Origin of the sequence: Pseudomonas frederiksbergensis (assembly GCF_003732275.1) — a bacterium.
Taxonomy (GTDB): domain Bacteria; phylum Pseudomonadota; class Gammaproteobacteria; order Pseudomonadales; family Pseudomonadaceae; genus Aquipseudomonas; species Aquipseudomonas frederiksbergensis_H.
Genome location: NZ_MOBM01000002.1, coordinates 66241 through 85713 on the forward strand (window position 1 = coordinate 66241; position 19473 = coordinate 85713).

Sequence of the window (19473 nt, forward strand, 5' to 3'; positions counted from 1 at the left end):
GAAGCAGGACTCTGACGGGGGGCTTCTTTATAGATGCGGTTCAGGGATGCGCCAACAGCTCGGTCAGTTCGCTGACCTGAGCGATTTCACGCATGTCTTCGGGCATCGCACGAATGCTCAGGGCCTTGCCGGCCGCCTGGGCATCGCGCATGAAACACAGCAGCAGCGACAAGCCGACGCTACTGGACTTCTCCACCGCGGAGCAATCAACCACCAGCGCAGCTGCGTTGCTGGACTTGATCAGCGCCTGCCCCTGCTTGCGCAGGTTCGGGCCTGTCCGGTAATCCAGTACGCCACTGAGCAGCAGCTCGCCGGATTCGCTCATGCGAATGGCCGACTCACTCATTGGGTTTGGTTCTCGGTAGATTTTTCGGTGACTTCCTTGGCTTTGGCGACTTCCCCGGCCCAACCGTTGATGGTTTTGTCCAGATCGTTGCCATTGCGCTGCATCGCATCAGCAAACTGATCGCGGAACAGCTTGCCGATATTGATGCCATTGATGATCACGTTGCGCAGCTTCCACTCGCCATTGATCTTTTCGAGTGTGTAAGACACAGGATAGATCGCGCCGCTGCTGCCTTTGACCGTCATGCCAACGCTGGTACGGTCTCCCGACTCGTCCTTGGCAGGTTCAACCGTGATGCCCTGGTTGTCGTATTCAAGCAAAGCGTTGCCATAAAACTGGAACAGGCCTTTTTTGAAGTTCTCGACAAACTTCTGCATCTGCTCGGGCGTGGCTTTGCGCGAATATTTGACCGTCATGATGCTTTTGGAAATGCCCTCGGCATCCACCACAGGTCCGACGATGGTGTTCAGCGCCGTATAAAAGTCTTGTGGATCCTGCTTGTACTTCTCTTTATTGGCCGACAGGTCGGCAAGCATCCGGGTCGTAGTGTCCTGAACCAGATCATGCGCCGAAGTTGCTGCCACGGCGTTAGCCACCAACGGCAGTGCCGCGAGTAATACCAACAGGCCACGTCGCAAGGTAGAGATCATTCAAAAGCTCCTCATTTGGCGTCTTTGCTAACGGTATTGAGCAGGAATTTACCGATCAGGTCCTCGAGCACCAGCGACGACTGCGTGTCGTGGATGGTTCCACCATCCTTGAGCAGGGTCTCTTCCCCGCCCACGCTGATTCCGATGTATTTCTCACCCAACAGGCCAGCGGTCAGGATAGAGGCAGTGGAGTCAGCCGGCAGGTTATCTACGCGCTTTTCCAGTTGCATGGTCACCCGACCGGTGAAGCTGTCGCGGTCCAGATCGATCGCCGTGACCTTGCCGATGGTCACACCGGCCATGGTCACTTTAGCTCTGACCGTCAAACCGGCGATATTATCGAAATATGCATAAAGTTTATAAGTATCGGTGGCTGCGCTCGGGGACAGACCACTGACCCGCAACGCAAGCAACAGCAAAGCCAGGATGCCAGCCAGCAAGAAAAGGCCGACACCGATTTCCAGGGTGCGGTTTTGCATCAGAAATCTCCAAACATCAAGGCGGTCAGAATAAAGTCCAGGCCGAGTACAGCCAAAGAGGCATACACCACGGTCTTGGTAGTGGCACGACTGATCCCCTCGGAAGTGGGCTCGCAGTCATAGCCTTGGAATACGGCGATCCAGGTCACGACGAAGGCAAAAACGATGCTTTTGATAATGCCATTGAGCACATCGTCGACAAACGTCACGCTGTTTTGCATGTTCGACCAGTAAGAGCCTTCATAGACACCCAGCCAGTCGACAGCCACCCACGAACCGCCCCAGATGCCCACCACGCTGAAAATCATTGCCAGCACCGGCAGGGAAATGAAGCCGGCCCACAGGCGCGGGGCAATGATGTACTTGAGCGGGTCAACCCCGATCATTTCCAGACTGGACAGCTGTTCGGTGGATTTCATGTTGCCGATTTCGGCGGTCAGTGCCGAGCCCGCGCGTCCGGCGAACAGCAAGGCCGTGACCACCGGCCCGAGTTCACGCAACAGCGTCAGCGCAACCATCTGCCCGACGGCCTGCTCCGAACCGTAGCTGGACAGGATGTTAAAGCCCTGCAGCGCCAGCACCATGCCGATGAATACCCCGGAGACCACGATGATCACCAGGGACATCACGCCCACCGAATGCAGTTGCTTGACCAGCAGGCCAAAACCGCCACCGATGCCGCCACGACCGAGCAAGGCATGAAACAGGAACAGCGCCGAACGCCCGAATACCGCCAGCACATCGATGCCGGCGTAGCCAAAGCGGCGCACTCTTTCTATCAGTGAAATCTTGCGCATCAGCGCTTCCCCAGAAGATCTGCGCGGTAATCCGGCGCTGGAAAGTGATATGCGACCGGACCGTCGGGTTCGCCTGTCAAGAATTGACGAATACGTGGCTCATCCGACTTCATCAAATCCTTGGGTGCGCCCTGGCCCAACACTTGCCCGTCGCCCACCACAATGAGGTAGTCGGCGATGCTCGCGGTCTCGGCCAGATCGTGGGAGACCACGATGCTGGTGATGCCCAGCGCATCGTTGAGCAGGCGGATCAGGCGTACCAGCACGCCCATGGCGATCGGGTCCTGGCCAACAAAGGGCTCGTCATACATGAGGATTTGCGGATCGAGAGCAATGGCCCGGGCCAGCGCGACGCGACGCTTCATGCCGCCGGACAGTTCGTCAGGCATCAGGTCAATGGCGCCACGCAAGCCCACGGCCTGCAATTTGAGCAGGACAATGTCGCGGATCATTTCTTCCGGCAGCTCGGTATGAACACGCAGCGGAAAGGCGACGTTCTCGAACACATCAAGGTCGGTAAACAGTGCGCCGCTCTGAAACAGCACACCCATTTGCTTGCGCGCATCGAACAGATCGCTGCGCGACAACGTCGGCAGGTTCTGGCCATTGACCCAGACTTCGCCGCCGGTAGGGCGCAATTGTGCACCTATAAGCCGCAGCAGCGTGGTCTTGCCACACCCGGAAGGCCCCATGATGCCGGTGACCTTGCCGCGCGGTATGCGGATATCGACGTTATTGAAAATGCTGCGCGCACCGCGCTTGAAGGTCAGTCCCTTCAGCTCGACCGCGTAGGCGTTATCGGCACTCATCTAAACTCCTTGCGATGCAGCCTCTCACTCGGACGCCTGGCTTTCTGGCGAAAGCACATACCTCCCCGGGCAGGCCGAACTGGCGGCGAACTATATCACTGCAAAGGCCAAGCGCCCAAGGCCCAAGCCGGGCACGTTCAGCATCATGACCACCTGAAATCATCTATTTAGAGAGATTCGGTAACAAGTAATGACAAACCGCGACGAACTTGCGTGAGGGTTTTGATCATTACCGTTATAATCGCCGCCTTTTCATCAGGCTATTCGATTTCCGACATGAACCAATCCAGCGACCTGATTCAATCAGCACAACGTACCATCCGCCTCGAACTGGAGGCCGTACAAGGTTTGCTGCCCCATATCGATGCAGATTTCGTACGTGCTTGCGAGATGATTCTGGCCAGCAAAGGCCGCGTGGTCGTGGTCGGCATGGGCAAATCGGGGCACATCGGCAACAAGATTGCCGCCACCCTGGCCAGCACCGGCACCACTGCATTCTTCGTGCATCCGGCCGAGGCCAGTCATGGCGACATGGGCATGATCACCCGTGATGACATCATCCTGGCGCTGTCGAACTCCGGTTCCACCAACGAAATCGTCACCTTGCTGCCGCTGATCAAGCGCCAGGGCATTCAAATGATCAGCCTGACCGGCAACCCCGAGTCGCCGCTGGCCAAGGCAGCGGAAGTCAACCTCAATGTAAGCGTCGAACACGAAGCCTGCCCGCTGAACCTGGCACCCACCTCGTCGACCACCGCGGCGCTGGTCATGGGTGATGCTCTCGCCGTTGCCTTGCTTGAAGCTCGAGGCTTTACCGCTGAAGATTTCGCTTTTTCCCACCCGGGCGGAGCCCTTGGCCGCCGCTTGTTGCTGAAAGTGGAAAATGTCATGCATGCCGGCACCGAATTGCCGCAAGTGACGTGCGGTACGCTGCTCAAGGATGCCTTGATGGAAATGACCCGTAAGGGATTGGGCATGACCGTCGTACTGGGCACAGATGGAAAACTCGCCGGGATCTTCACCGACGGCGACCTGCGCCGCACTCTGGACCGCACCATTGATATCCACAGCACGACCATTGATGAAGTGATGACCGCCCACGGCAAGACCGCGCGCGCCGAGATGCTTGCCGCCGAGGCGCTGAAAATCATGGAAGACCATAAAATCAACGCGCTGGTAGTAGTCGACAGCGAAGACCGCCCGGTCGGCGCCTTGAACATGCACGACTTGCTGCGTGCGGGAGTATTGTAATGAGCACGGACCTGCTGCAACGCGGCAAACAGATCAAACTGGCGGTGTTCGACGTTGATGGCGTGCTGACCGACGGGCGCCTGTACTTCCTCGAAGACGGTAGCGAATTCAAGACGTTCAACACCCTCGACGGCCAGGGCATCAAGATGCTGATGGCCGCCGGCGTGCAGACCGCCATCATTAGCGGACGCAAGACCCCGGTGGTTGAACGGCGCGCGAAGAACCTCGGTATTCCACACCTTTATCAGGGTCGCGAAGACAAACTGGTGGTGCTCGACGAACTTCTTGCCCAACTCAACCTGAGCTATGAACAAGTGGCCTACCTTGGCGACGACCTGCCGGACCTGCCGGTGATTCGCCGCGTAGGCCTGGGCATGGCGGTGGCCAGCGCTGCCAGTTTCGTTCGCGAACATGCCCACGGCATCACCCAGGCCCGCGGTGGCGAGGGTGCTGCTCGCGAATTCTGCGAATTGATCCTGCGCGCCCAGGGCCGCCTCGACGCGGCCAACGCCGCGTACCTGTGAGCCCATCATGCTGAACAAAAAGATTCGCAACATCCTGGTGTTCGGTTGCATCGCAGCGATTTTTGCAGCGGTCGGCTACTGGAACATCAGCCCGGAACGCTTCCTCGACAAGCAGGTGGCGAAAGTTGATGAAAGCGCGATCGACTATTACGCCGTCAACGCCCACAGCGTGCAGTACCTGCCCGATGGCAAACTGCAATACGAGATGACGTCGGACAAGGTCGAACACCTGAAAGCGACCGAAGTGACGTTGCTGACCAATCCTGACCTGAACATGTTCCGCGGCACCGAGTTCCCCTGGCACGTTCAGAGCGAGCGCGGCGAAGTCAATCCGGACGGCACTCAGGTCGAGCTGATTGATTCGGTACGTATCACGCGTTTCGACGAAAAAAACCGCAAAACCCTGATTACCACCACCCGTATGACAGTGTTCCCGCAGCAGCAATATGCGCAGACCGATCAACCCGTTAGAATCGACGGCGCCGGCGGTGTATCGACAGGCAACGGAATGAAAGCGTACTTGAAAGAAAGCAGGATACACCTGCTATCGAACGTAAGAGGACAGTATGAGGCTCGTTAAAACTCTCCCTATTTTGCTCAGTCTGGGCGCAGCACTGGGAAGCGTGAGCGCCTGGGCTCTGCCGAACGATCAAGAGCAGCCTATCCGCATTCAGGCCGACGATGCCCAACTGGACGACAAGAATGGCGTTGCCACCTATAAAGGTGACGTGATCATTACCCAGGGCTCGATGAAGGTTACCGGCAACACCGTGACCATCACCCGCACCCCGGCCGGCGACATCGACGTGGTGACTTCGGTGGGCAACCTCGCCTATTTCGAGCAACTGCAAACCGCCGGCGACACCAAGCCGGTTCAGGGTTACGGGGTGACGATCCAGTACCACGCCTCGCAAAATCGCGTCGTGTTGATCGATCGCGCCAAAGTCATCGACAAGGACAACAACGTCACCCAAGGCGAGAAAATCGTCTACGACACGGTCAAAAAGCTTGCGAGCGCCGGTCGCGCCACGGGCAACAAGGTCACTGAGACACGTCCTCGCATTGACATGGTGATCCAGCCGAAGAAGAAAACCGACGAGCAAAAGGCCCAGTAATGGCAACTCTGAAAGCTCAGCATCTGGCCAAGAGCTACAAGAGCCGCCAGGTCGTGCGCGACGTCAGCCTGTCCATCGACAGCGGCCAGATCGTCGGCCTGCTTGGTCCTAACGGCGCCGGTAAAACCACTTGCTTCTACATGATTGTCGGCCTGGTGCAGGCCGATCAGGGTCGCGTACTGATCGATGACCTGGACGTCAGCCACCAACCGATGCACGGTCGTGCGAAGGCGGGCATCGGCTATCTTCCGCAAGAAGCGTCGATCTTCCGCAAACTGTCGGTGGCCGACAACATCATGGCCATTCTCGAGACCCGCAAGGAACTCGACAAGGCCGGTCGTCGCAAAGAGCTGGAAAGCCTGCTGCAGGAATTTCACATCCACCACATCCGCGACAACCTCGGTATGAGCCTGTCCGGTGGTGAACGCCGCCGCGTGGAAATCGCCCGGGCGCTGGCTACCAATCCGAAGTTCATCCTCCTCGACGAACCCTTCGCCGGTGTGGACCCGATTTCGGTGGGCGACATCAAGCAGATCATCCATCACCTCAAGGCCAAAGGCATTGGCGTACTGATCACGGACCACAACGTCCGCGAAACCCTGGATATCTGCGAAACCGCCTACATCGTCAACGATGGCCAACTGATCGCTGAAGGCGACTCTGCCACCATCCTGGCCAATGAACTGGTCAAGGAAGTGTATCTGGGCCATGAGTTCCGCCTGTAAGCACTGAGGTGCCCGGGTCGCCGAGAGAGCGCTCGCTTCAATAAAAAATCAATAAGTTTTTATTGTTACAGCGCTCTAGGCAAACACTTCAGTTTCGGGCATATAATTTGCTTATGTTTGGCGCTTCGGCGCTCTGTAGTGGATGGCGCATGTGCGCCGGCGAATAAGGTGTTAAGCCCCTGCCATGAAACCATCGCTAGTCTTGAGAATGGGCCAGCAGCTGACGATGACACCGCAGCTGCAACAGGCCATCCGCCTGCTCCAATTGTCGACCCTGGACCTGCAACAGGAAATCCAGGAGGCCCTGGAGTCCAATCCGATGCTCGAACGCCAGGAAGAAGGCGACGACTTCGATAACGCCGACCCCTTGGCCGATAGCGCCGAACAGAAACCCAACGCCGACATTCAGGAACCCTCCTACCAGGAAACCGCCCCAACGGTGGATAACCTCGAGGAAGGCGACTGGAATGAGCGCATTCCCAACGAATTGCCCGTCGACACGGCCTGGGAAGACGTCTACCAGACCAGCGCCAGCAGCCTGCCGAGCAACGATGACGACGAGTGGGATTTCACCACCCGCACATCGGTCGGTGAAAGCCTGCAAAGCCATTTGCTCTGGCAACTGAACCTGGCACCAATGTCCGACACCGATCGCCTGATCGCCGTGACCCTGATCGACTGCATCAACAATCAGGGCTACCTGGACGAAACCCTCGAGGAAATCCTCGAAGCGTTCGACCCGGAACTGGACATCGAACTGGACGAAATCGAAGCCGTCCTGCACCGCATCCAGCAATTCGAACCCGCGGGCATCGGCGCCCGCAATCTTGGTGAATGCCTGCTGCTGCAACTGCGCCAGCTGCCCGCCAAGACCCCTTGGCTGGCCGAAGCCAAGCGTCTGGTCACCGATTACATCGACCTGCTCGGCAGCCGCGACTATAGCCAGCTGATGCGCCGCATGAAGCTCAAGGAAGATGAACTGCGTCAGGTCATCGAATTGGTCCAGAGCCTCAACCCACGCCCGGGCTCACAGATCGAGTCCACCGAAGCCGAATACGTCGTTCCCGACGTGATCGTGCGCAAGGACAACGAGCGCTGGCTGGTGGAGCTGAATCAGGAATCGGTGCCACGCCTGCGGGTCAACGCCCAATACGCCGGTTTCGTGCGTCGTGCCGATACCAGCGCTGATAACACCTTCATGCGTAATCAGTTGCAGGAAGCCCGCTGGTTCATCAAGAGCCTGCAAAGCCGCAATGAAACCCTGATGAAAGTCGCCACCCAGATCGTCGAGCATCAACGCGGCTTTCTTGAATACGGTGACGAAGCCATGAAGCCGTTGGTGTTGCATGACATCGCCGAAGCGGTGGGCATGCATGAATCGACGATTTCACGGGTGACCACACAAAAATTCATGCATACCCCACGGGGCATCTATGAACTGAAATACTTTTTTTCCAGCCACGTCAGCACCTCCGAAGGCGGTGAATGCTCGTCCACGGCGATCCGCGCGATCATCAAAAAACTGGTTGCCGCGGAAAATCAGAAAAAGCCGTTGAGTGACAGCAAGATCGCTGGTTTACTGGAGGCACAAGGCATTCAGGTAGCCCGTCGCACCGTCGCCAAGTACCGCGAATCCCTGGGGATCGCGCCTTCCAGCGAACGGAAGCGGTTGATGTAGCCGCCGGGCTCGCCACAGCGTTCCAGTGGCAGGCATTTCTGCCTGCCGCTTTATGCACTGGCAACGAAGGAGAAGCTGTATGCAAGTCAACATCAGTGGACACCAACTGGAAGTGACCGAACCCCTGCGCACCTACATCGGCGAAAAACTCGACCGATTAGAGAGGCATTTCGACAAGATCACCAATGTGCAAGTCACGATGAACGTCGAAAAACTGCTGCAGAAGATCGAAGCCACGCTGCATATTCCCGGCGGAGAAGTGGTCGCCAATGCCGAGCATACGGACATGTATGCCGCCATCGACCTGCTGACTGACAAGCTGGATCGCCAACTCAAAAAGCATAAGGAAAAGACCCAGAGCCTCCTTCAGGGCGCGACCGGTCGTTAACACCCCCAATCCATGATCCGACTAGAAACCATCCTGACCCCCGGCCGTTCCCAAGTGAACGCGCCGGGTGGCAGTAAAAAGAAAGCCCTCGAGCAAATTGCCAACCTTATCCACCGCGAAGTACCGGATCTGGAAATGCAGGACGTCTTCGAGGCCCTGATTGCCCGTGAGAAACTCGGTTCTACCGGTTTCGGCAACGGCATCGCCATCCCCCACTGCCGGCTCAAAGGCTGCACCTCGCCAATCAGTGCGCTGCTGCACCTGGAAGCCCCTATCGATTTCGACGCCATTGACGGCGCCCCGGTTGACCTGCTGTTCGTGCTGCTGGTCCCGGAAGCCGCCACCGATGCACACCTGGAATTGCTCCGCCAGATCGCCAGCATGCTTGATCGCAAGGAGGTGCGTGAAAAACTGCGCAGCGCCCCGAGCAACGAAGCGTTGTATCAGGTTGTCCTGGACGAGCAGAACGGTCACTAATCATGCGCCTGATCATCGTCAGCGGCCGCTCCGGCTCAGGTAAAAGTACCGCCCTCGATGTGCTCGAGGACAACGGCTACTACTGTATCGACAACCTGCCTGCCGGCTTGCTGCCAGAACTGGCGGAACGCGCGCTGATTCACACCGAACTGGCACAACCGCTGGTGGCCGTGTCCATCGATGCGCGCAACCTGCCAAGCCACCTGTCACGGTTCCCCGAATTGCTGGAAGAGGTCCGAAGCCGGCATATCCAGTGCGATGTGCTGTACCTGGACGCCGACGAAGAAACCTTGCTCAAACGCTTTTCGGAAACTCGCCGTCGTCACCCGCTGAGCAGCGCCAATCGCTCATTGGCGGAGGCGATACAGGACGAAACCAATCTGCTGGGGCCTATCGCCGATCTGGCCGACCTCAAGGTCAACACCACCAATCTGAACCTGTATCAGCTACGCGATACCATCAAGCTGCGCCTGCTGAATCAGCCGGAGCCTGGCACTGCGTTCCTGGTGGAGTCTTTCGGGTTCAAGCGGGGCATGCCGGTGGACGCCGATCTGGTGTTCGACGTGCGTTGCCTGCCCAACCCCTACTGGAAACCGGAGCTACGGGCACAATCCGGGCTCGATCAGCCGGTGGCCGAGTACCTGGCGGCACAGCCGGACGTCGAAGAGATGTTCCAGGACATTTCCTCCTACCTGGTCAAGTGGTTACCCCGCTTTGCCGCCAGCAACCGCGCCTATGTCACCATTGCCATTGGCTGCACCGGCGGGCATCACCGCTCTGTCTACCTGACCGAACGTCTGGGTCAGGCCCTGCAAAAAACCCTGAAGAACGTCCAGGTCCGCCACCGCGACCTCAGCTAAAGGATTCACATCGCGATGCCTGCTCTGGAAATCGAAATCATCAACAAGCTGGGCCTGCATGCCCGCGCATCTGCAAAATTCGTTGGCGTCGCCGGTGAGTTCAAGGATTGCACGATCAGGGTAGGACGCACTCCGGAATCCACGGTCGATGGCAAAAGCATCATGGCCATGATGATGCTCGCTGCAGGCAAGGGCACCAAAATCTATATCAGTACCGAAGGCGAAGACGAGCAAAGAGCGCTGGATGCGCTGACAGACTTGATCAACCGTTACTTCGACGAAGGCGAATAAACAGCGCGGGCTCTTGTGGCGAGGGAGCTTGCTCCCGCTGGGCTGCGAAGCGGCCCCAAAAACTGCCACCGTTGTACGCCAAACATAACCGCATTCGCTGATTTTACGACTGCTCCGCAGCCGAGCGGGAGCAAGCTCCCTCGCCACAAAAGTAGCTCCTCACCAAGCCTGCATATCCTCAAGCAAGCGCCGTATCCATCACCATCATCAGACAAAACCCGATCAGCAGCCCAAGGCTGGCCAGTTTGTCGTGACCATGGCGGCGCGATTCGGGGATGACTTCGTGAGTCACCACCAGCAGCATCGCACCGGCCGCCAGTGCCAGCCCCAAAGGCAACAGCAGTTCGGCCAGGCTCACCAGCCAGGCGCACAACAATGCGAAGACCGGCTCGACCAACCCTGACGCAGCACCGATCAGGAACGCCTTGCCCCGCGACATCCCTGCTCCGGCCAACACCAACGCAATCACCAGCCCTTCCGGCACATCTTGCAAAGCTATGCCCATGGCCAGGCTGTCGGCGTCAGGCATGCCACCGCCGGCCGAGACGCCGACCGCCATGCCTTCGGGGATGTTGTGGGCGATGATGGCAAACACAAACAACCAGATCCGCGGTGGAATCACTGGTCGCACCAACGTTCCCACGAGCCTTTCAGGCGTAGCGCCAGACACCTTGCGATCCACCAGAAACAACCCGAATGCGCCCAGCATGATGCCGAAGCTGATCAGGCCGCTGGCCGCCCAAGGCGTCAGCCCGAGGTTTTCGGCCGCGGCAATGCCCGGCACGATCAGCGAAAACGCCGTCGCCGCGAGCATCACTCCGGCCCCAAAACCCAGCAGCGTATCGCTGACTGCCTGGGGCATCTGCCGAATCACCAGCACCGGCACCGCGCCCAAAGCCGTGCCCAAGGCGCAAATCGCCCCGCCTTGCAGGGCACGCTGCAGTTTCGGTTCGAGGTCCAGCCAGCTCAGCCCTTGGGCAGCCAATAACGTCATGCCCGCCAGCAATAACAGCGATCCGAGTGCGTAACGAAACATCCGTCCACTTCCGACCGCCAGTGTTTCAGTGCCCATAGTCAGCCCTGGATTGTTTTATAGAGACTTAGGGGGCGTTCTCAACTAGTTCCCCCTCCGCGTTGTCGCCTTAAAGCGGGCCAGGCAAGGCGCAGGCCGCTGGGAATGGTTGTTCCCTTTCCAAGGCCTGCAACGCAGCCCGGCCCGCTTTAAGGCACAACCCGAAGGGCCGGGCCTGCTGTTGTGCAGGGCTGCGTTGCTCGAAGCTTATTTGGAATGACCAAACCACGCTTCTCGCGCCTTGCCCTGCACAACAGCAGACCCGGCGCGGAGGGGAAACTAGTTGAGAACGCCCCCTAAACCAGCGCAGCCTGATAACGCGCGGCGACTTCGGACCAATTGATCACGTTGTAGAACGCATTGATGTATTCCGGACGGCGGTTCTGATAGCGCAGGTAATAAGCGTGTTCCCAGACGTCCAGGCCGAGAATCGGCGTATTGCCGTTCATCAATGGGCTGTCCTGGTTGCCGCTGCTTTCAACGATCAAGGTCTTTTGCGGCGTCACGGTCAACCAGGCCCAACCGCTGCCAAAACGGGTCAACGCAGCTTTGGTGAAAGCCTCCTTGAAGCTGTCGAGGCCACCCAGTTGCTCGTCGATCGCCTTGGCCAGCGCGCCTTCAGGCTGCCCACCGCCGTTGGGTGCCATGACTTCCCAGAACAACGAATGGTTGGCATGCCCACCGCCCTGATTGATCACCGCCGCACGAAGGTTTTCCGGCAATTGCTGGACAGCCGCCACCAGTTTTTCCACCGGCCATTCAGCAAACTCAGTGCCTTCGACTGCAGCGTTGAGGTTGTTGATGTAGGTCTGGTGGTGTTTGGTGTAGTGGATTTCCATGGTCTGCGCATCGATGTGCGGTTCCAGGGCGTCGTAGGCGTACGGCAAGGCCGGCAGGGTAAAAGCCATTTCAATGAACTCCATGTTGTAGGGGCGCAGGCTGATGCGAGGTCGAAGCGGTGTCGGTGTGCAACAAACGATGGGTGCGCGGATACTCGCCGTGATCGCTGATGAAATTCAGCAACTCGACATAGGTTTTGCTGCTCTGGCGCAGCGCGGCTTCACGCAAGGCCGGCGCCAGTCGCGGGTTCTGCATGGTCTGCAACAGTCGTTGATGGATCGCGCACAAATACTCGGCGCTCTCCTCCGGCTGGTTCAGACGCAAGTGCAGGTCTGCCAGGTTGTGGTGGGAAATCACGCAGGCCGCCACCGCTTCGTCGGCATCCGCCCAGCGCTCGAACAACACCTGGGCCAGGGCCAATGCCTGCAAATAAGCCTCGCGGGCATCGACCAGCTCGCCCAGCATGAAACAGCGATTTGCTCTTTCGATCGTGCGTTTCCAGTGCTCCATGGTGAGCCTCCAAAGCGGTAGCAGTGATTACACGCCGCCGGCGGTGAGCTTCTCTGGGTTGAGCAATTCTTCCAGTTGGCTGCGCGTCAGGTCGGTGTGCTCCAGGGCGACATCGATCACCGGCCGGCCCTGCTGATAAGCCTTCTTGGCAATTTCAGCGGCTTTTTGGTAACCAATGATCGGGTTGAGTGCAGTGACCAGAATCGGATTGCGCGACAGCGCTTCCTTGAGCCGGGCCTCGTTGACCTTGAAGCTGGCGATAGCCTTGTCGCCCAGCAGACGGCTGGCGTTGGCCAGCAACTCGATACTGCTCAGCAGGTTCTGGGCGATGATCGGCAGCATGACGTTCAGCTCGAAATTGCCCGACTGGCCGGCGACGGTGATCACCGTGTCGTTGCCAATCACCTGAGCGGCGACCATCGCGGTGGCTTCCGGGATCACCGGATTGACCTTGCCGGGCATGATCGACGAGCCTGGCTGCAAGGCTTCGAGTTCGATTTCACCGAGCCCCGCCAATGGGCCGGAATTCATCCAGCGCAGGTCATTGGCGATTTTCATCAAGGAAACTGCTGTGGCCTTGAGCTGCCCTGAAACGCTGACCGTCGTGTCCTGCGAGCCGATCAGCGCAAAGAGGTCCTTGCCCGGCGTGAACTGCACCTGGGTCAGTTGGCTGAGTTGTTGGCTGAAACGCGCGGCAAATTCCGGATGGGCATTGATCCCGGTGCCCACCGCCGTGCCGCCCTGGGCCAGGGACTGCAGGCTTGGCAGCAGATCCTGCAAGTGACCGATATTGGCCTTGAGCTGTTGCGCCCAACCATTGAGCACCTGACTCATGCGCACGGGCATGGCGTCCATCAAATGGGTGCGCCCGGTTTTGACGAACGGATGAACCTGCTTGGCCTTGTGCTCTATCACCCGCACCAGATGCACCAGCGCCGGCAGCAACTGCTCATGCAAGCTCAACGCGGCGCTGACATGGATGGTGGTCGGGATGATGTCGTTGCTGCTTTGGCCGCAATTGACGTGATCGTTGGGATTCACCGGCTCGCCCAACAAGCGGCTGGCCAGGGTGGCGATCACTTCGTTGGCGTTCATGTTGGAACTGGTGCCGGAACCGGTCTGGAAGATATCCACCGGGAAGTGCTGCATGAAATCGCCCTCAAGCAGGCCTTGAGCCGCATCGACGATCGCCTTGCCCTGGGATTCGCTGATCTGCTTGAGCTCGACGTTGGCTCGGGCGGCCGCAGCCTTGGCCAGAATCAGCGCCCGGATGAACTGCACGGGCATCGGTTTGCCGCTGATCGGGAAGTTATCCACTGCGCGCTGGGTTTGCGCGCCATACAAAGCGTCAATCGGGACCTGCAATTCGCCCATGCTGTCGCGTTCGATACGTGTGTAAGGGTCTGCCATCAGTTATTTCCTATGTCGCGTTGTGTATGAAAGCGGGCCAGGCAAGGCGCAGTCCGCTGGTAATGGTTTTTCCCTTGCCAAGGACTGCAACGCAGTCTGGCCCGCTTTCAGACACAACCCGAAGGGCCGGCGCGGCATAGGAAATAACTGATGGCAGACCCTATTCATCAGGAGATCCTTGCACCAGTTCTATGAGAGGAATCGAAGGTTGCAACTCGCAGGTCCCCAGTTGCCAGGCATAGCTTTGCCAGCGCTTAAGGCGGCAGCCGCACAGCGATTGACGTTCGAGATCGCGCAACGGCCGCCAAGCCTGGTCGAGACACAGGCTGCGCCAGTGCCAGGGCAGCGCGACATCGACGGCGGTGTCGAGTAGCAAACGGAAAGAGGTTTCGGCGATGGTCCAGGGAGAGGTGGCCGTGCAACAGGCCAGATACCGGCCTTCGGCCAGGTAGTGCTCGATCAGGCGCGGTTCGTCAGGATCCATGGCGCAACGGATCTGGCGACTCATCCAGCGCCAGCTTTCGAGGTAAGGCTGCTCGTGCAAGGCAGAACTCATGATCCGGGCTCATTCGGTAATGAGATTTATTATTAGATGATAATGAGAACCAAACAAGACATCCAACACAAACCGATCATTGTGGGAGCGAGCCCGCTCGCGATGGCGGCCTGATATTCAAAATTGATGTCGGCTGATACACCGCCTTTGCGAGCAGGCTCGCTCCCACAAGGGACGGTGCATGGCCCAATAAAAAAGCGCGCCACCCAATTGGGTGGAGCGCTTTTTTGTGCAGCAGCCGGAGGTTAGCTACCCGCCACTGTCATCCGCTCGATCAACACCGAACCGGTGCGAATGTTGCTGCGCAATTCCAGGTCATTACCGACCGCAATGATCTGCTTGAACATGTCGCGCATGTTGCCGGCGATGGTCACTTCCTGGACCGCGAACTGGATTTCGCCGTTCTCGACCCAGAAACCCGCCGCACCACGGGAGTAATCGCCTGTGACCATGTTCAAGCCCTGCCCCATCAGTTCGGTCACCAGCAGGCCACGGCCCATGCGGCGCAGCAAGGCGGCCTGATCTTCGTCGCCATGGGTGACGAACAGGTTGTGTACGCCGCCGGCGTTGGCGGTGCTCGGCATGCCCAGCTTGCGGCCGGAGTAGGTGCCGAGTATGTAGGACACCAACTCGCCCTTCTCCACGAACGGCTTGGCGTAGGTCGCCAGACCATCACCATCGAACGCCGAACTGCCCAGGGCGCGCATCAAATGCGGACGTTCATCGATGGTCAACCATTCCGGGAACAGCTTCTGCCCCAGCGTGCCTTCGAGGAAGGATGATTTGCGATACAGACTGCCGCCGGAGATCGCCGACAGGAAACTGCCGAACAAGCCACCGGCCAATTCCGCGGAAAACAGCACCGGCACTTCGCAGGTCGGCACCGGACGCGCGCCCAGACGGCTCGCCGCCCGTTGCGCGGCACGTTGGCCGATGCTCTGCGCAGAGGCCAGCAAATTGCCCTGACGGTTCACGTCATACCAGTAATCGCGCTGCATCTGGCCATCGGCTTCGGCGATCATCACGCAGCTGAGGCTGTGACGAGTCGACGCGTATCCGCCGATAAAACCGTGGCTGTTGCCGTAAACCCGGCAGCCCTGGTGAGTGTTGAGGGTGGTGCCGTCGGCGTTCTTGATCCGGCTGTCGGTGGCAAACGCCGCCGCTTCACAGGCCAGGGCCTGCTCGATGGCTTGCTCCGGGGTAATGTCCCACTGATGGAACAGGTCGAAATCCTGCAGATCCTTGGCCATCAACGCGGCATCCGCCAGGCCCGAGGCTTCGTCTTCGGAGGTGTGCTTGGCAATGGCCAGCGCGGCGGCGACGGTTTCGCGAATCGCTTCCGAACCGCTGGCCGAGGTACTGGCCGAGCCTTTGCGCTGCCCCACATACAAGGTAATGCCAAAGCCCTGATCGCGATTGAACTCAACGGTTTCGACTTCCCGCTGACGCACCGTGGTCGACAAGCCCTGCTCCAGCGACACGGCCACTTCACAGGCACTGGCGCCCTGGCGCTTGGCTTCAGCGATGATCTGCTCGACTTGTTCTTGCAGTGCCGGCAACGCTTGTGGGCCGACGCTTTCAACTGCACTCATGCTGTTCTCCACTCAAATTCTGCTTTCGGCTAGGGCCTTCGAGCGACCGGGCCGGACAAGCGGCCCCCGACTGGTTATCATGGCGGCGTTTCTTTGCGGACGGCCACCATGGTTGATTCTTACGACGACTCCCTCGATACGGGAGAAAAAAGCAAATCCCAGGTTAAACGCGAGCTTCATGCTCTGGTTGACCTTGGCGAGCGCCTTACAACGCTCAAGCCTGACTTGCTGGCAAAACTGCCGTTGACCGACGCTATGCGCCGGGCTCTGGCCGATGCGCCCAAGCACACCGCGAATATCGCGCGTAAACGGCACCTTATGTTCATCGGCAAACTGATGCGCGATCAGGACACTGACGCCATTCTGACTCTGCTCGATCAACTGGATGCCTCCACTCGGCAGTACAACGAACGTTTCCATGGCCTGGAACGCTGGCGCGATCGCTTGATCGCGGGCGACGATGCGGTCCTGGAGAAGTTCGTGCTCGACTACCCGGAGGCTGATCGTCAGCAATTGCGCTCCCTGATCCGTCAGGCCCAGCACGAACTGGCGACCAACAAGCCACCGGCCTCGAGCCGTAAAATCTTCAAGTACATCCGTGAGCTGGACGAGACTCAACGCGGTCTGCGCTGAGTAACGCCTATCCCTGTAGGAGCTGCCGAAGGCTGCGATCTTTTGATCTTGTTTCTTAAAAGCAAAATCAAAAGATCGCAGCCTTCGGCAGCTCCTACACGGATTGTGTACATCCTTATGCGCCTGTGCCACCCACAGTGATCGCATCGATTTTCAGCGTTGGCTGGCCGACACCCACCGGCACCGACTGCCCATCCTTGCCACACGTCCCCACACCGCTGTCCAGCGCCAGATCGTTACCGACCATCGACACCTTGCTCATGGCTTCCGGCCCGTTGCCGATCAACGTCGCGCCTTTGACCGGGGCCGTAATCTTGCCGTCTTCGATCAGGTACGCCTCGCTGGTGGAGAACACGAACTTGCCGCTGGTGATGTCCACCTGACCGCCGCCGAGGTTGGCGCAGTAGATGCCCTTTTTCACCGAGGCGATGATTTCCGCCGGGTCGCTTTCGCCACCGAGCATGTAAGTGTTGGTCATGCGCGGCATTGGCAGGTGCGCATAGGATTCGCGGCGACCGTTGCCGGTGCGGGCTACGCCCATCAGGCGCGCGTTGAGCTTGTCCTGCATATAACCTTTGAGCACACCGTTTTCGATCAGCGTGGTGCACTCGGTCGGGGTGCCTTCGTCGTCGACGCTCAGCGAACCACGGCGCCCGGCAAGGGTGCCGTCATCGACGATGGTGCAGAGCTTCGAGGCAACCATCTCGCCCATGCGCCCGCTGTAGGCCGAACTGCCCTTGCGGTTGAAATCGCCTTCCAGACCATGGCCGACGGCTTCGTGCAGCAACACGCCGGACCAACCCGAACCCAACACCACCGGCAACGTACCGGCCGGTGCCGGAATCGCTTCCAGATTCACCAGCGCCTGACGCAACGCTTCGCGGGCATAGCCCATGGCGCGGTCATCGCTGAGGAAATAGCGGTAATCGGTACGACCGCCACCGCCATGACCGCCGCGCTCACGACGGCCATTCTGCTCGACGATCACGCTGACGTTGAAACGCACCAGCGGTCGCACATCCGCCGCCAACCCGCCGTCGGTGGAAGCAATCAAGATCCGTTCCCACACCCCGGCCATGCTCACGGTGACTTGCTGGATACGCGGGTCGAGGGCACGAGTCGCCACATCGATGCGCTTGAGCAGCTCGACTTTCTCGGCACGGGTCATCACTTCCAGCGGGTTATCCGGCCCGTACAATTGGGCGACATCCTGGGTGGTGAACGCTTGCACAGTGCCGTTCTGCCCGGCCCGGGAGATCGAACGGGCCGCACGGGCAGCCGCGCCCAGCGCTTCGAGGGTGATTGCATTGCTGTAGGCGAAACCGGTTTTTTCACCCGATTGCGCCCGTACGCCGACACCCTGGTCGAGGTTGAAGCTGCCTTCCTTGACGATCCCGTCTTCCAGCGCCCAGGACTCGGAAATCTGCCCCTGGAAATACAGGTCGGCGGCATCGATGCCCGGGCCGGCCAGATCGCCGAGCACTCCTTGCAGGCTCTCGATCGTTACGCCGCCGGGCGCCAGGAGGTGTTCACTGACGGAGGACAACAACTCGCTCATATGCTTTACGCCTTAAATTCGTCGTTCTGATGCAGGTCGCTGGGCGCCCTGCGAGAAAAAGCGCCGGTGAGTGGACACCGGCATCCGCGCCCTGATGGACGCCTGTTCGCTGCTGTCGCGTTGGGCCAGCAGCACGGCCTCGCCTTGATCCTGTTGTGCCAGCACACGTCCCCATGGGTCGACGATGGCGGAATGACCAAAGGTTTCTCGTGGCCCCGGGTGCGTCCCACCCTGGGCGGCCGCGAGCATGTAACACTGAGTCTCGATGGCCCTTGCGCGAATCAGTACGTCCCAATGGGCCGCGCCGGTCACCGCGGTAAAGGCCGACGGTGCGGTAATCAACTCTGCGCCGGCAGCACGCAATTCACTGTAAAGCTCCGGAAATCTTAAGTCGTAACAGACGGTCAGACCGACTCGGCCCACTGGTGTGTCGGCAACCACCACACCACTGCCATAAGCATAGTCATCGGATTCGCGATAACGCCCGCGATTGTCCGCCACGTCCACGTCGAACAGGTGCAGTTTGTCGTAGCGCGCCACGGTCTCGCCCTGGTCATCAACCAGCAACGAGCACGCATGCACTTTGGCCGTCGGTTGATCCACCGGCGGCAACGGCAATGTGCCGGCCACTATCCATAACTTGAGGTCGCGGGCGGTCTGTTTCAACCATGGCAGGATGGGGCCTTCGCCCAAGGCTTCGGCGCGGCCGATGTCGGCAATGTCGCGACGGCCCATGGCAGCGAAGTTTTCCGGCAGCACGGCAAGCCGCGCGCCACCGGTCGCCGCCTGCTCAAGCAGACGACGGGCCTGGGCCAGATTGGCCAGCACGTCGCTCTGGCTGACCATTTGAATCACCGCTACAGACATGGCCTATTCCCTATGTGAAATTTACGCATACCTGTAGGAGCTGCG

At 59.2% G+C, this 19473-nt stretch carries 24 protein-coding genes; 11 read left to right on the forward strand and 13 right to left on the reverse strand.

What is annotated here, in order from left to right; genetic code table 11:
- Positions 1 to 40: 40 nt before the first annotated feature.
- Genes BK662_RS00645 through BK662_RS00665 form a run of 5 tightly spaced genes read right to left on the reverse strand, consistent with a single transcriptional unit; the run spans position 41 to position 3081 of the window.
- The gene (locus tag BK662_RS00645) at positions 41 to 346 is read right to left on the reverse strand and encodes an STAS domain-containing protein (protein WP_123355860.1); all 306 of its coding nucleotides are present in this window, start codon (positions 344 to 346) and stop codon (positions 41 to 43) included.
- Positions 343 to 996 carry an MlaC/ttg2D family ABC transporter substrate-binding protein gene (locus BK662_RS00650; protein WP_123355862.1) on the reverse strand — a complete coding sequence of 218 codons (654 nt, stop codon included), beginning with the start codon at positions 994 to 996 and terminating at the stop codon, positions 343 to 345. The genes BK662_RS00645 and BK662_RS00650 overlap by 4 nt, the downstream gene beginning before the upstream one ends.
- An 11-nt stretch (positions 997 to 1007) precedes the next feature.
- Positions 1008 to 1475 (reverse strand): outer membrane lipid asymmetry maintenance protein MlaD, encoded by a 468-nt coding sequence (mlaD, locus tag BK662_RS00655; protein ID WP_123355864.1) that lies wholly within the window; start codon positions 1473 to 1475, stop codon positions 1008 to 1010.
- Positions 1475 to 2272: a lipid asymmetry maintenance ABC transporter permease subunit MlaE gene (gene mlaE / locus BK662_RS00660; RefSeq protein ID WP_008008628.1), complete on the reverse strand. Its 798-nt coding sequence runs from the start codon at positions 2270 to 2272 to the stop codon at positions 1475 to 1477. Before mlaE ends, mlaD begins: the two co-directional genes overlap by 1 nt.
- The gene (locus BK662_RS00665; RefSeq protein ID WP_123355866.1) at positions 2272 to 3081 is read right to left on the reverse strand and encodes an ATP-binding cassette domain-containing protein; all 810 of its coding nucleotides are present in this window, start codon (positions 3079 to 3081) and stop codon (positions 2272 to 2274) included. Before BK662_RS00665 ends, mlaE begins: the two co-directional genes overlap by 1 nt.
- Positions 3082 to 3357: 276 nt before the next feature.
- Between BK662_RS00665 and BK662_RS00670 the strand changes: the two genes are divergently transcribed.
- From BK662_RS00670 to BK662_RS00715, 10 genes are all read left to right on the forward strand, one after another.
- A complete protein-coding gene (locus tag BK662_RS00670; RefSeq protein WP_123355868.1) occupies positions 3358 to 4332 on the forward strand; it encodes a KpsF/GutQ family sugar-phosphate isomerase in 975 nt (324 codons plus the stop codon).
- Positions 4332 to 4856 (forward strand): KdsC family phosphatase, encoded by a 525-nt coding sequence (locus BK662_RS00675; protein ID WP_008008625.1) that lies wholly within the window; start codon positions 4332 to 4334, stop codon positions 4854 to 4856. Before BK662_RS00670 ends, BK662_RS00675 begins: the two co-directional genes overlap by 1 nt.
- Before the next feature lie 7 nt (positions 4857 to 4863).
- Positions 4864 to 5436: an LPS export ABC transporter periplasmic protein LptC gene (gene lptC, locus BK662_RS00680; protein ID WP_123355870.1), complete on the forward strand. Its 573-nt coding sequence runs from the start codon at positions 4864 to 4866 to the stop codon at positions 5434 to 5436.
- On the forward strand, positions 5423 to 5971 hold the full coding sequence (gene lptA, locus BK662_RS00685) for a lipopolysaccharide transport periplasmic protein LptA (RefSeq protein ID WP_095055113.1): 549 nt from the start codon (positions 5423 to 5425) through the stop codon (positions 5969 to 5971). Before lptC ends, lptA begins: the two co-directional genes overlap by 14 nt.
- Entirely contained in the window at positions 5971 to 6696 is a 726-nt protein-coding gene (gene lptB, locus BK662_RS00690; RefSeq protein WP_007901537.1) for an LPS export ABC transporter ATP-binding protein, read from the forward strand. The genes lptA and lptB overlap by 1 nt, the downstream gene beginning before the upstream one ends.
- Positions 6697 to 6880: 184 nt before the next feature.
- A complete protein-coding gene (locus BK662_RS00695; RefSeq protein WP_032835202.1) occupies positions 6881 to 8374 on the forward strand; it encodes an RNA polymerase factor sigma-54 in 1494 nt (497 codons plus the stop codon).
- 79 nt (positions 8375 to 8453) lie between these two features.
- On the forward strand, positions 8454 to 8762 hold the full coding sequence (gene hpf / locus BK662_RS00700) for a ribosome hibernation-promoting factor, HPF/YfiA family (protein WP_003178005.1): 309 nt from the start codon (positions 8454 to 8456) through the stop codon (positions 8760 to 8762).
- A 12-nt stretch (positions 8763 to 8774) separates the two neighbouring features.
- Entirely contained in the window at positions 8775 to 9239 is a 465-nt protein-coding gene (gene ptsN / locus BK662_RS00705; protein ID WP_007901530.1) for a PTS IIA-like nitrogen regulatory protein PtsN, read from the forward strand.
- Positions 9240 to 9241: 2 nt separating this feature from the next.
- Positions 9242 to 10099 carry an RNase adapter RapZ gene (gene rapZ / locus BK662_RS00710; RefSeq protein ID WP_123355872.1) on the forward strand — a complete coding sequence of 286 codons (858 nt, stop codon included), beginning with the start codon at positions 9242 to 9244 and terminating at the stop codon, positions 10097 to 10099.
- 15 nt (positions 10100 to 10114) lie between these two features.
- Positions 10115 to 10390 (forward strand): HPr family phosphocarrier protein, encoded by a 276-nt coding sequence (locus BK662_RS00715; RefSeq protein ID WP_008037392.1) that lies wholly within the window; start codon positions 10115 to 10117, stop codon positions 10388 to 10390.
- 178 nt (positions 10391 to 10568) lie between these two features.
- Here the strand turns inward: BK662_RS00715 and BK662_RS00725 are convergent, their stop codons facing one another.
- The 6 genes from BK662_RS00725 to pmbA form a co-directional block, all read right to left on the reverse strand.
- Complete coding sequence (locus BK662_RS00725) at positions 10569 to 11462, reverse strand: ZIP family metal transporter (RefSeq protein ID WP_123355874.1); 894 nt, start codon at positions 11460 to 11462, stop codon at positions 10569 to 10571.
- A gap of 296 nt (positions 11463 to 11758) precedes the next feature.
- Positions 11759 to 12370, reverse strand: a complete 612-nt coding sequence (locus BK662_RS00730) for a superoxide dismutase (RefSeq protein WP_123355876.1) — start codon at positions 12368 to 12370, stop codon at positions 11759 to 11761.
- 1 nt (position 12371) lies between these two features.
- A complete protein-coding gene (locus BK662_RS00735; protein ID WP_123355878.1) occupies positions 12372 to 12812 on the reverse strand; it encodes a DUF2753 family protein in 441 nt (146 codons plus the stop codon).
- Between the two features lie 27 nt (positions 12813 to 12839).
- Positions 12840 to 14222 carry a class II fumarate hydratase gene (locus BK662_RS00740; RefSeq protein WP_123355880.1) on the reverse strand — a complete coding sequence of 461 codons (1383 nt, stop codon included), beginning with the start codon at positions 14220 to 14222 and terminating at the stop codon, positions 12840 to 12842.
- 160 nt (positions 14223 to 14382) lie between these two features.
- On the reverse strand, positions 14383 to 14778 hold the full coding sequence (locus BK662_RS00745) for a FagA protein (RefSeq protein ID WP_123355882.1): 396 nt from the start codon (positions 14776 to 14778) through the stop codon (positions 14383 to 14385).
- Between the two features lie 245 nt (positions 14779 to 15023).
- The gene (gene pmbA, locus BK662_RS00750; RefSeq protein ID WP_123355884.1) at positions 15024 to 16370 is read right to left on the reverse strand and encodes a metalloprotease PmbA; all 1347 of its coding nucleotides are present in this window, start codon (positions 16368 to 16370) and stop codon (positions 15024 to 15026) included.
- A 108-nt stretch (positions 16371 to 16478) separates the two neighbouring features.
- Between pmbA and yjgA the strand changes: the two genes are divergently transcribed.
- A complete protein-coding gene (yjgA, locus tag BK662_RS00755; protein WP_007901505.1) occupies positions 16479 to 17003 on the forward strand; it encodes a ribosome biogenesis factor YjgA in 525 nt (174 codons plus the stop codon).
- A 115-nt stretch (positions 17004 to 17118) separates the two neighbouring features.
- On the opposite strand, the gene tldD is transcribed toward yjgA, so the two are convergent.
- Both tldD and BK662_RS00770 read right to left on the reverse strand, forming a co-directional pair.
- Positions 17119 to 18561 carry a metalloprotease TldD gene (gene tldD / locus BK662_RS00765; protein WP_123355886.1) on the reverse strand — a complete coding sequence of 481 codons (1443 nt, stop codon included), beginning with the start codon at positions 18559 to 18561 and terminating at the stop codon, positions 17119 to 17121.
- 12 nt (positions 18562 to 18573) lie between these two features.
- The gene (locus BK662_RS00770; protein ID WP_123355888.1) at positions 18574 to 19428 is read right to left on the reverse strand and encodes a carbon-nitrogen hydrolase family protein; all 855 of its coding nucleotides are present in this window, start codon (positions 19426 to 19428) and stop codon (positions 18574 to 18576) included.
- Positions 19429 to 19473: the final 45 nt, after the last annotated feature.

Coding starts and splice junctions, on each gene's coding strand:
- BK662_RS00645 (WP_123355860.1), bottom strand. CDS start 346: ATGAGTGAGTCGGCCATTCGCATGAGCGAATCCGGCGAGCTGCTGCTC.
- BK662_RS00650 (WP_123355862.1), bottom strand. CDS start 996: ATGATCTCTACCTTGCGACGTGGCCTGTTGGTATTACTCGCGGCACTG.
- mlaD (WP_123355864.1), bottom strand. CDS start 1,475: ATGCAAAACCGCACCCTGGAAATCGGTGTCGGCCTTTTCTTGCTGGCT.
- mlaE (WP_008008628.1), bottom strand. CDS start 2,272: ATGCGCAAGATTTCACTGATAGAAAGAGTGCGCCGCTTTGGCTACGCC.
- BK662_RS00665 (WP_123355866.1), bottom strand. CDS start 3,081: ATGAGTGCCGATAACGCCTACGCGGTCGAGCTGAAGGGACTGACCTTC.
- BK662_RS00670 (WP_123355868.1), top strand. CDS start 3,358: ATGAACCAATCCAGCGACCTGATTCAATCAGCACAACGTACCATCCGC.
- BK662_RS00675 (WP_008008625.1), top strand. CDS start 4,332: ATGAGCACGGACCTGCTGCAACGCGGCAAACAGATCAAACTGGCGGTG.
- lptC (WP_123355870.1), top strand. CDS start 4,864: ATGCTGAACAAAAAGATTCGCAACATCCTGGTGTTCGGTTGCATCGCA.
- lptA (WP_095055113.1), top strand. CDS start 5,423: ATGAGGCTCGTTAAAACTCTCCCTATTTTGCTCAGTCTGGGCGCAGCA.
- lptB (WP_007901537.1), top strand. CDS start 5,971: ATGGCAACTCTGAAAGCTCAGCATCTGGCCAAGAGCTACAAGAGCCGC.
- BK662_RS00695 (WP_032835202.1), top strand. CDS start 6,881: ATGAAACCATCGCTAGTCTTGAGAATGGGCCAGCAGCTGACGATGACA.
- hpf (WP_003178005.1), top strand. CDS start 8,454: ATGCAAGTCAACATCAGTGGACACCAACTGGAAGTGACCGAACCCCTG.
- ptsN (WP_007901530.1), top strand. CDS start 8,775: ATGATCCGACTAGAAACCATCCTGACCCCCGGCCGTTCCCAAGTGAAC.
- rapZ (WP_123355872.1), top strand. CDS start 9,242: ATGCGCCTGATCATCGTCAGCGGCCGCTCCGGCTCAGGTAAAAGTACC.
- BK662_RS00715 (WP_008037392.1), top strand. CDS start 10,115: ATGCCTGCTCTGGAAATCGAAATCATCAACAAGCTGGGCCTGCATGCC.
- BK662_RS00725 (WP_123355874.1), bottom strand. CDS start 11,462: ATGGGCACTGAAACACTGGCGGTCGGAAGTGGACGGATGTTTCGTTAC.
- BK662_RS00730 (WP_123355876.1), bottom strand. CDS start 12,370: ATGGCTTTTACCCTGCCGGCCTTGCCGTACGCCTACGACGCCCTGGAA.
- BK662_RS00735 (WP_123355878.1), bottom strand. CDS start 12,812: ATGGAGCACTGGAAACGCACGATCGAAAGAGCAAATCGCTGTTTCATG.
- BK662_RS00740 (WP_123355880.1), bottom strand. CDS start 14,222: ATGGCAGACCCTTACACACGTATCGAACGCGACAGCATGGGCGAATTG.
- BK662_RS00745 (WP_123355882.1), bottom strand. CDS start 14,778: ATGAGTTCTGCCTTGCACGAGCAGCCTTACCTCGAAAGCTGGCGCTGG.
- pmbA (WP_123355884.1), bottom strand. CDS start 16,370: ATGAGTGCAGTTGAAAGCGTCGGCCCACAAGCGTTGCCGGCACTGCAA.
- yjgA (WP_007901505.1), top strand. CDS start 16,479: ATGGTTGATTCTTACGACGACTCCCTCGATACGGGAGAAAAAAGCAAA.
- tldD (WP_123355886.1), bottom strand. CDS start 18,561: ATGAGCGAGTTGTTGTCCTCCGTCAGTGAACACCTCCTGGCGCCCGGC.
- BK662_RS00770 (WP_123355888.1), bottom strand. CDS start 19,428: ATGTCTGTAGCGGTGATTCAAATGGTCAGCCAGAGCGACGTGCTGGCC.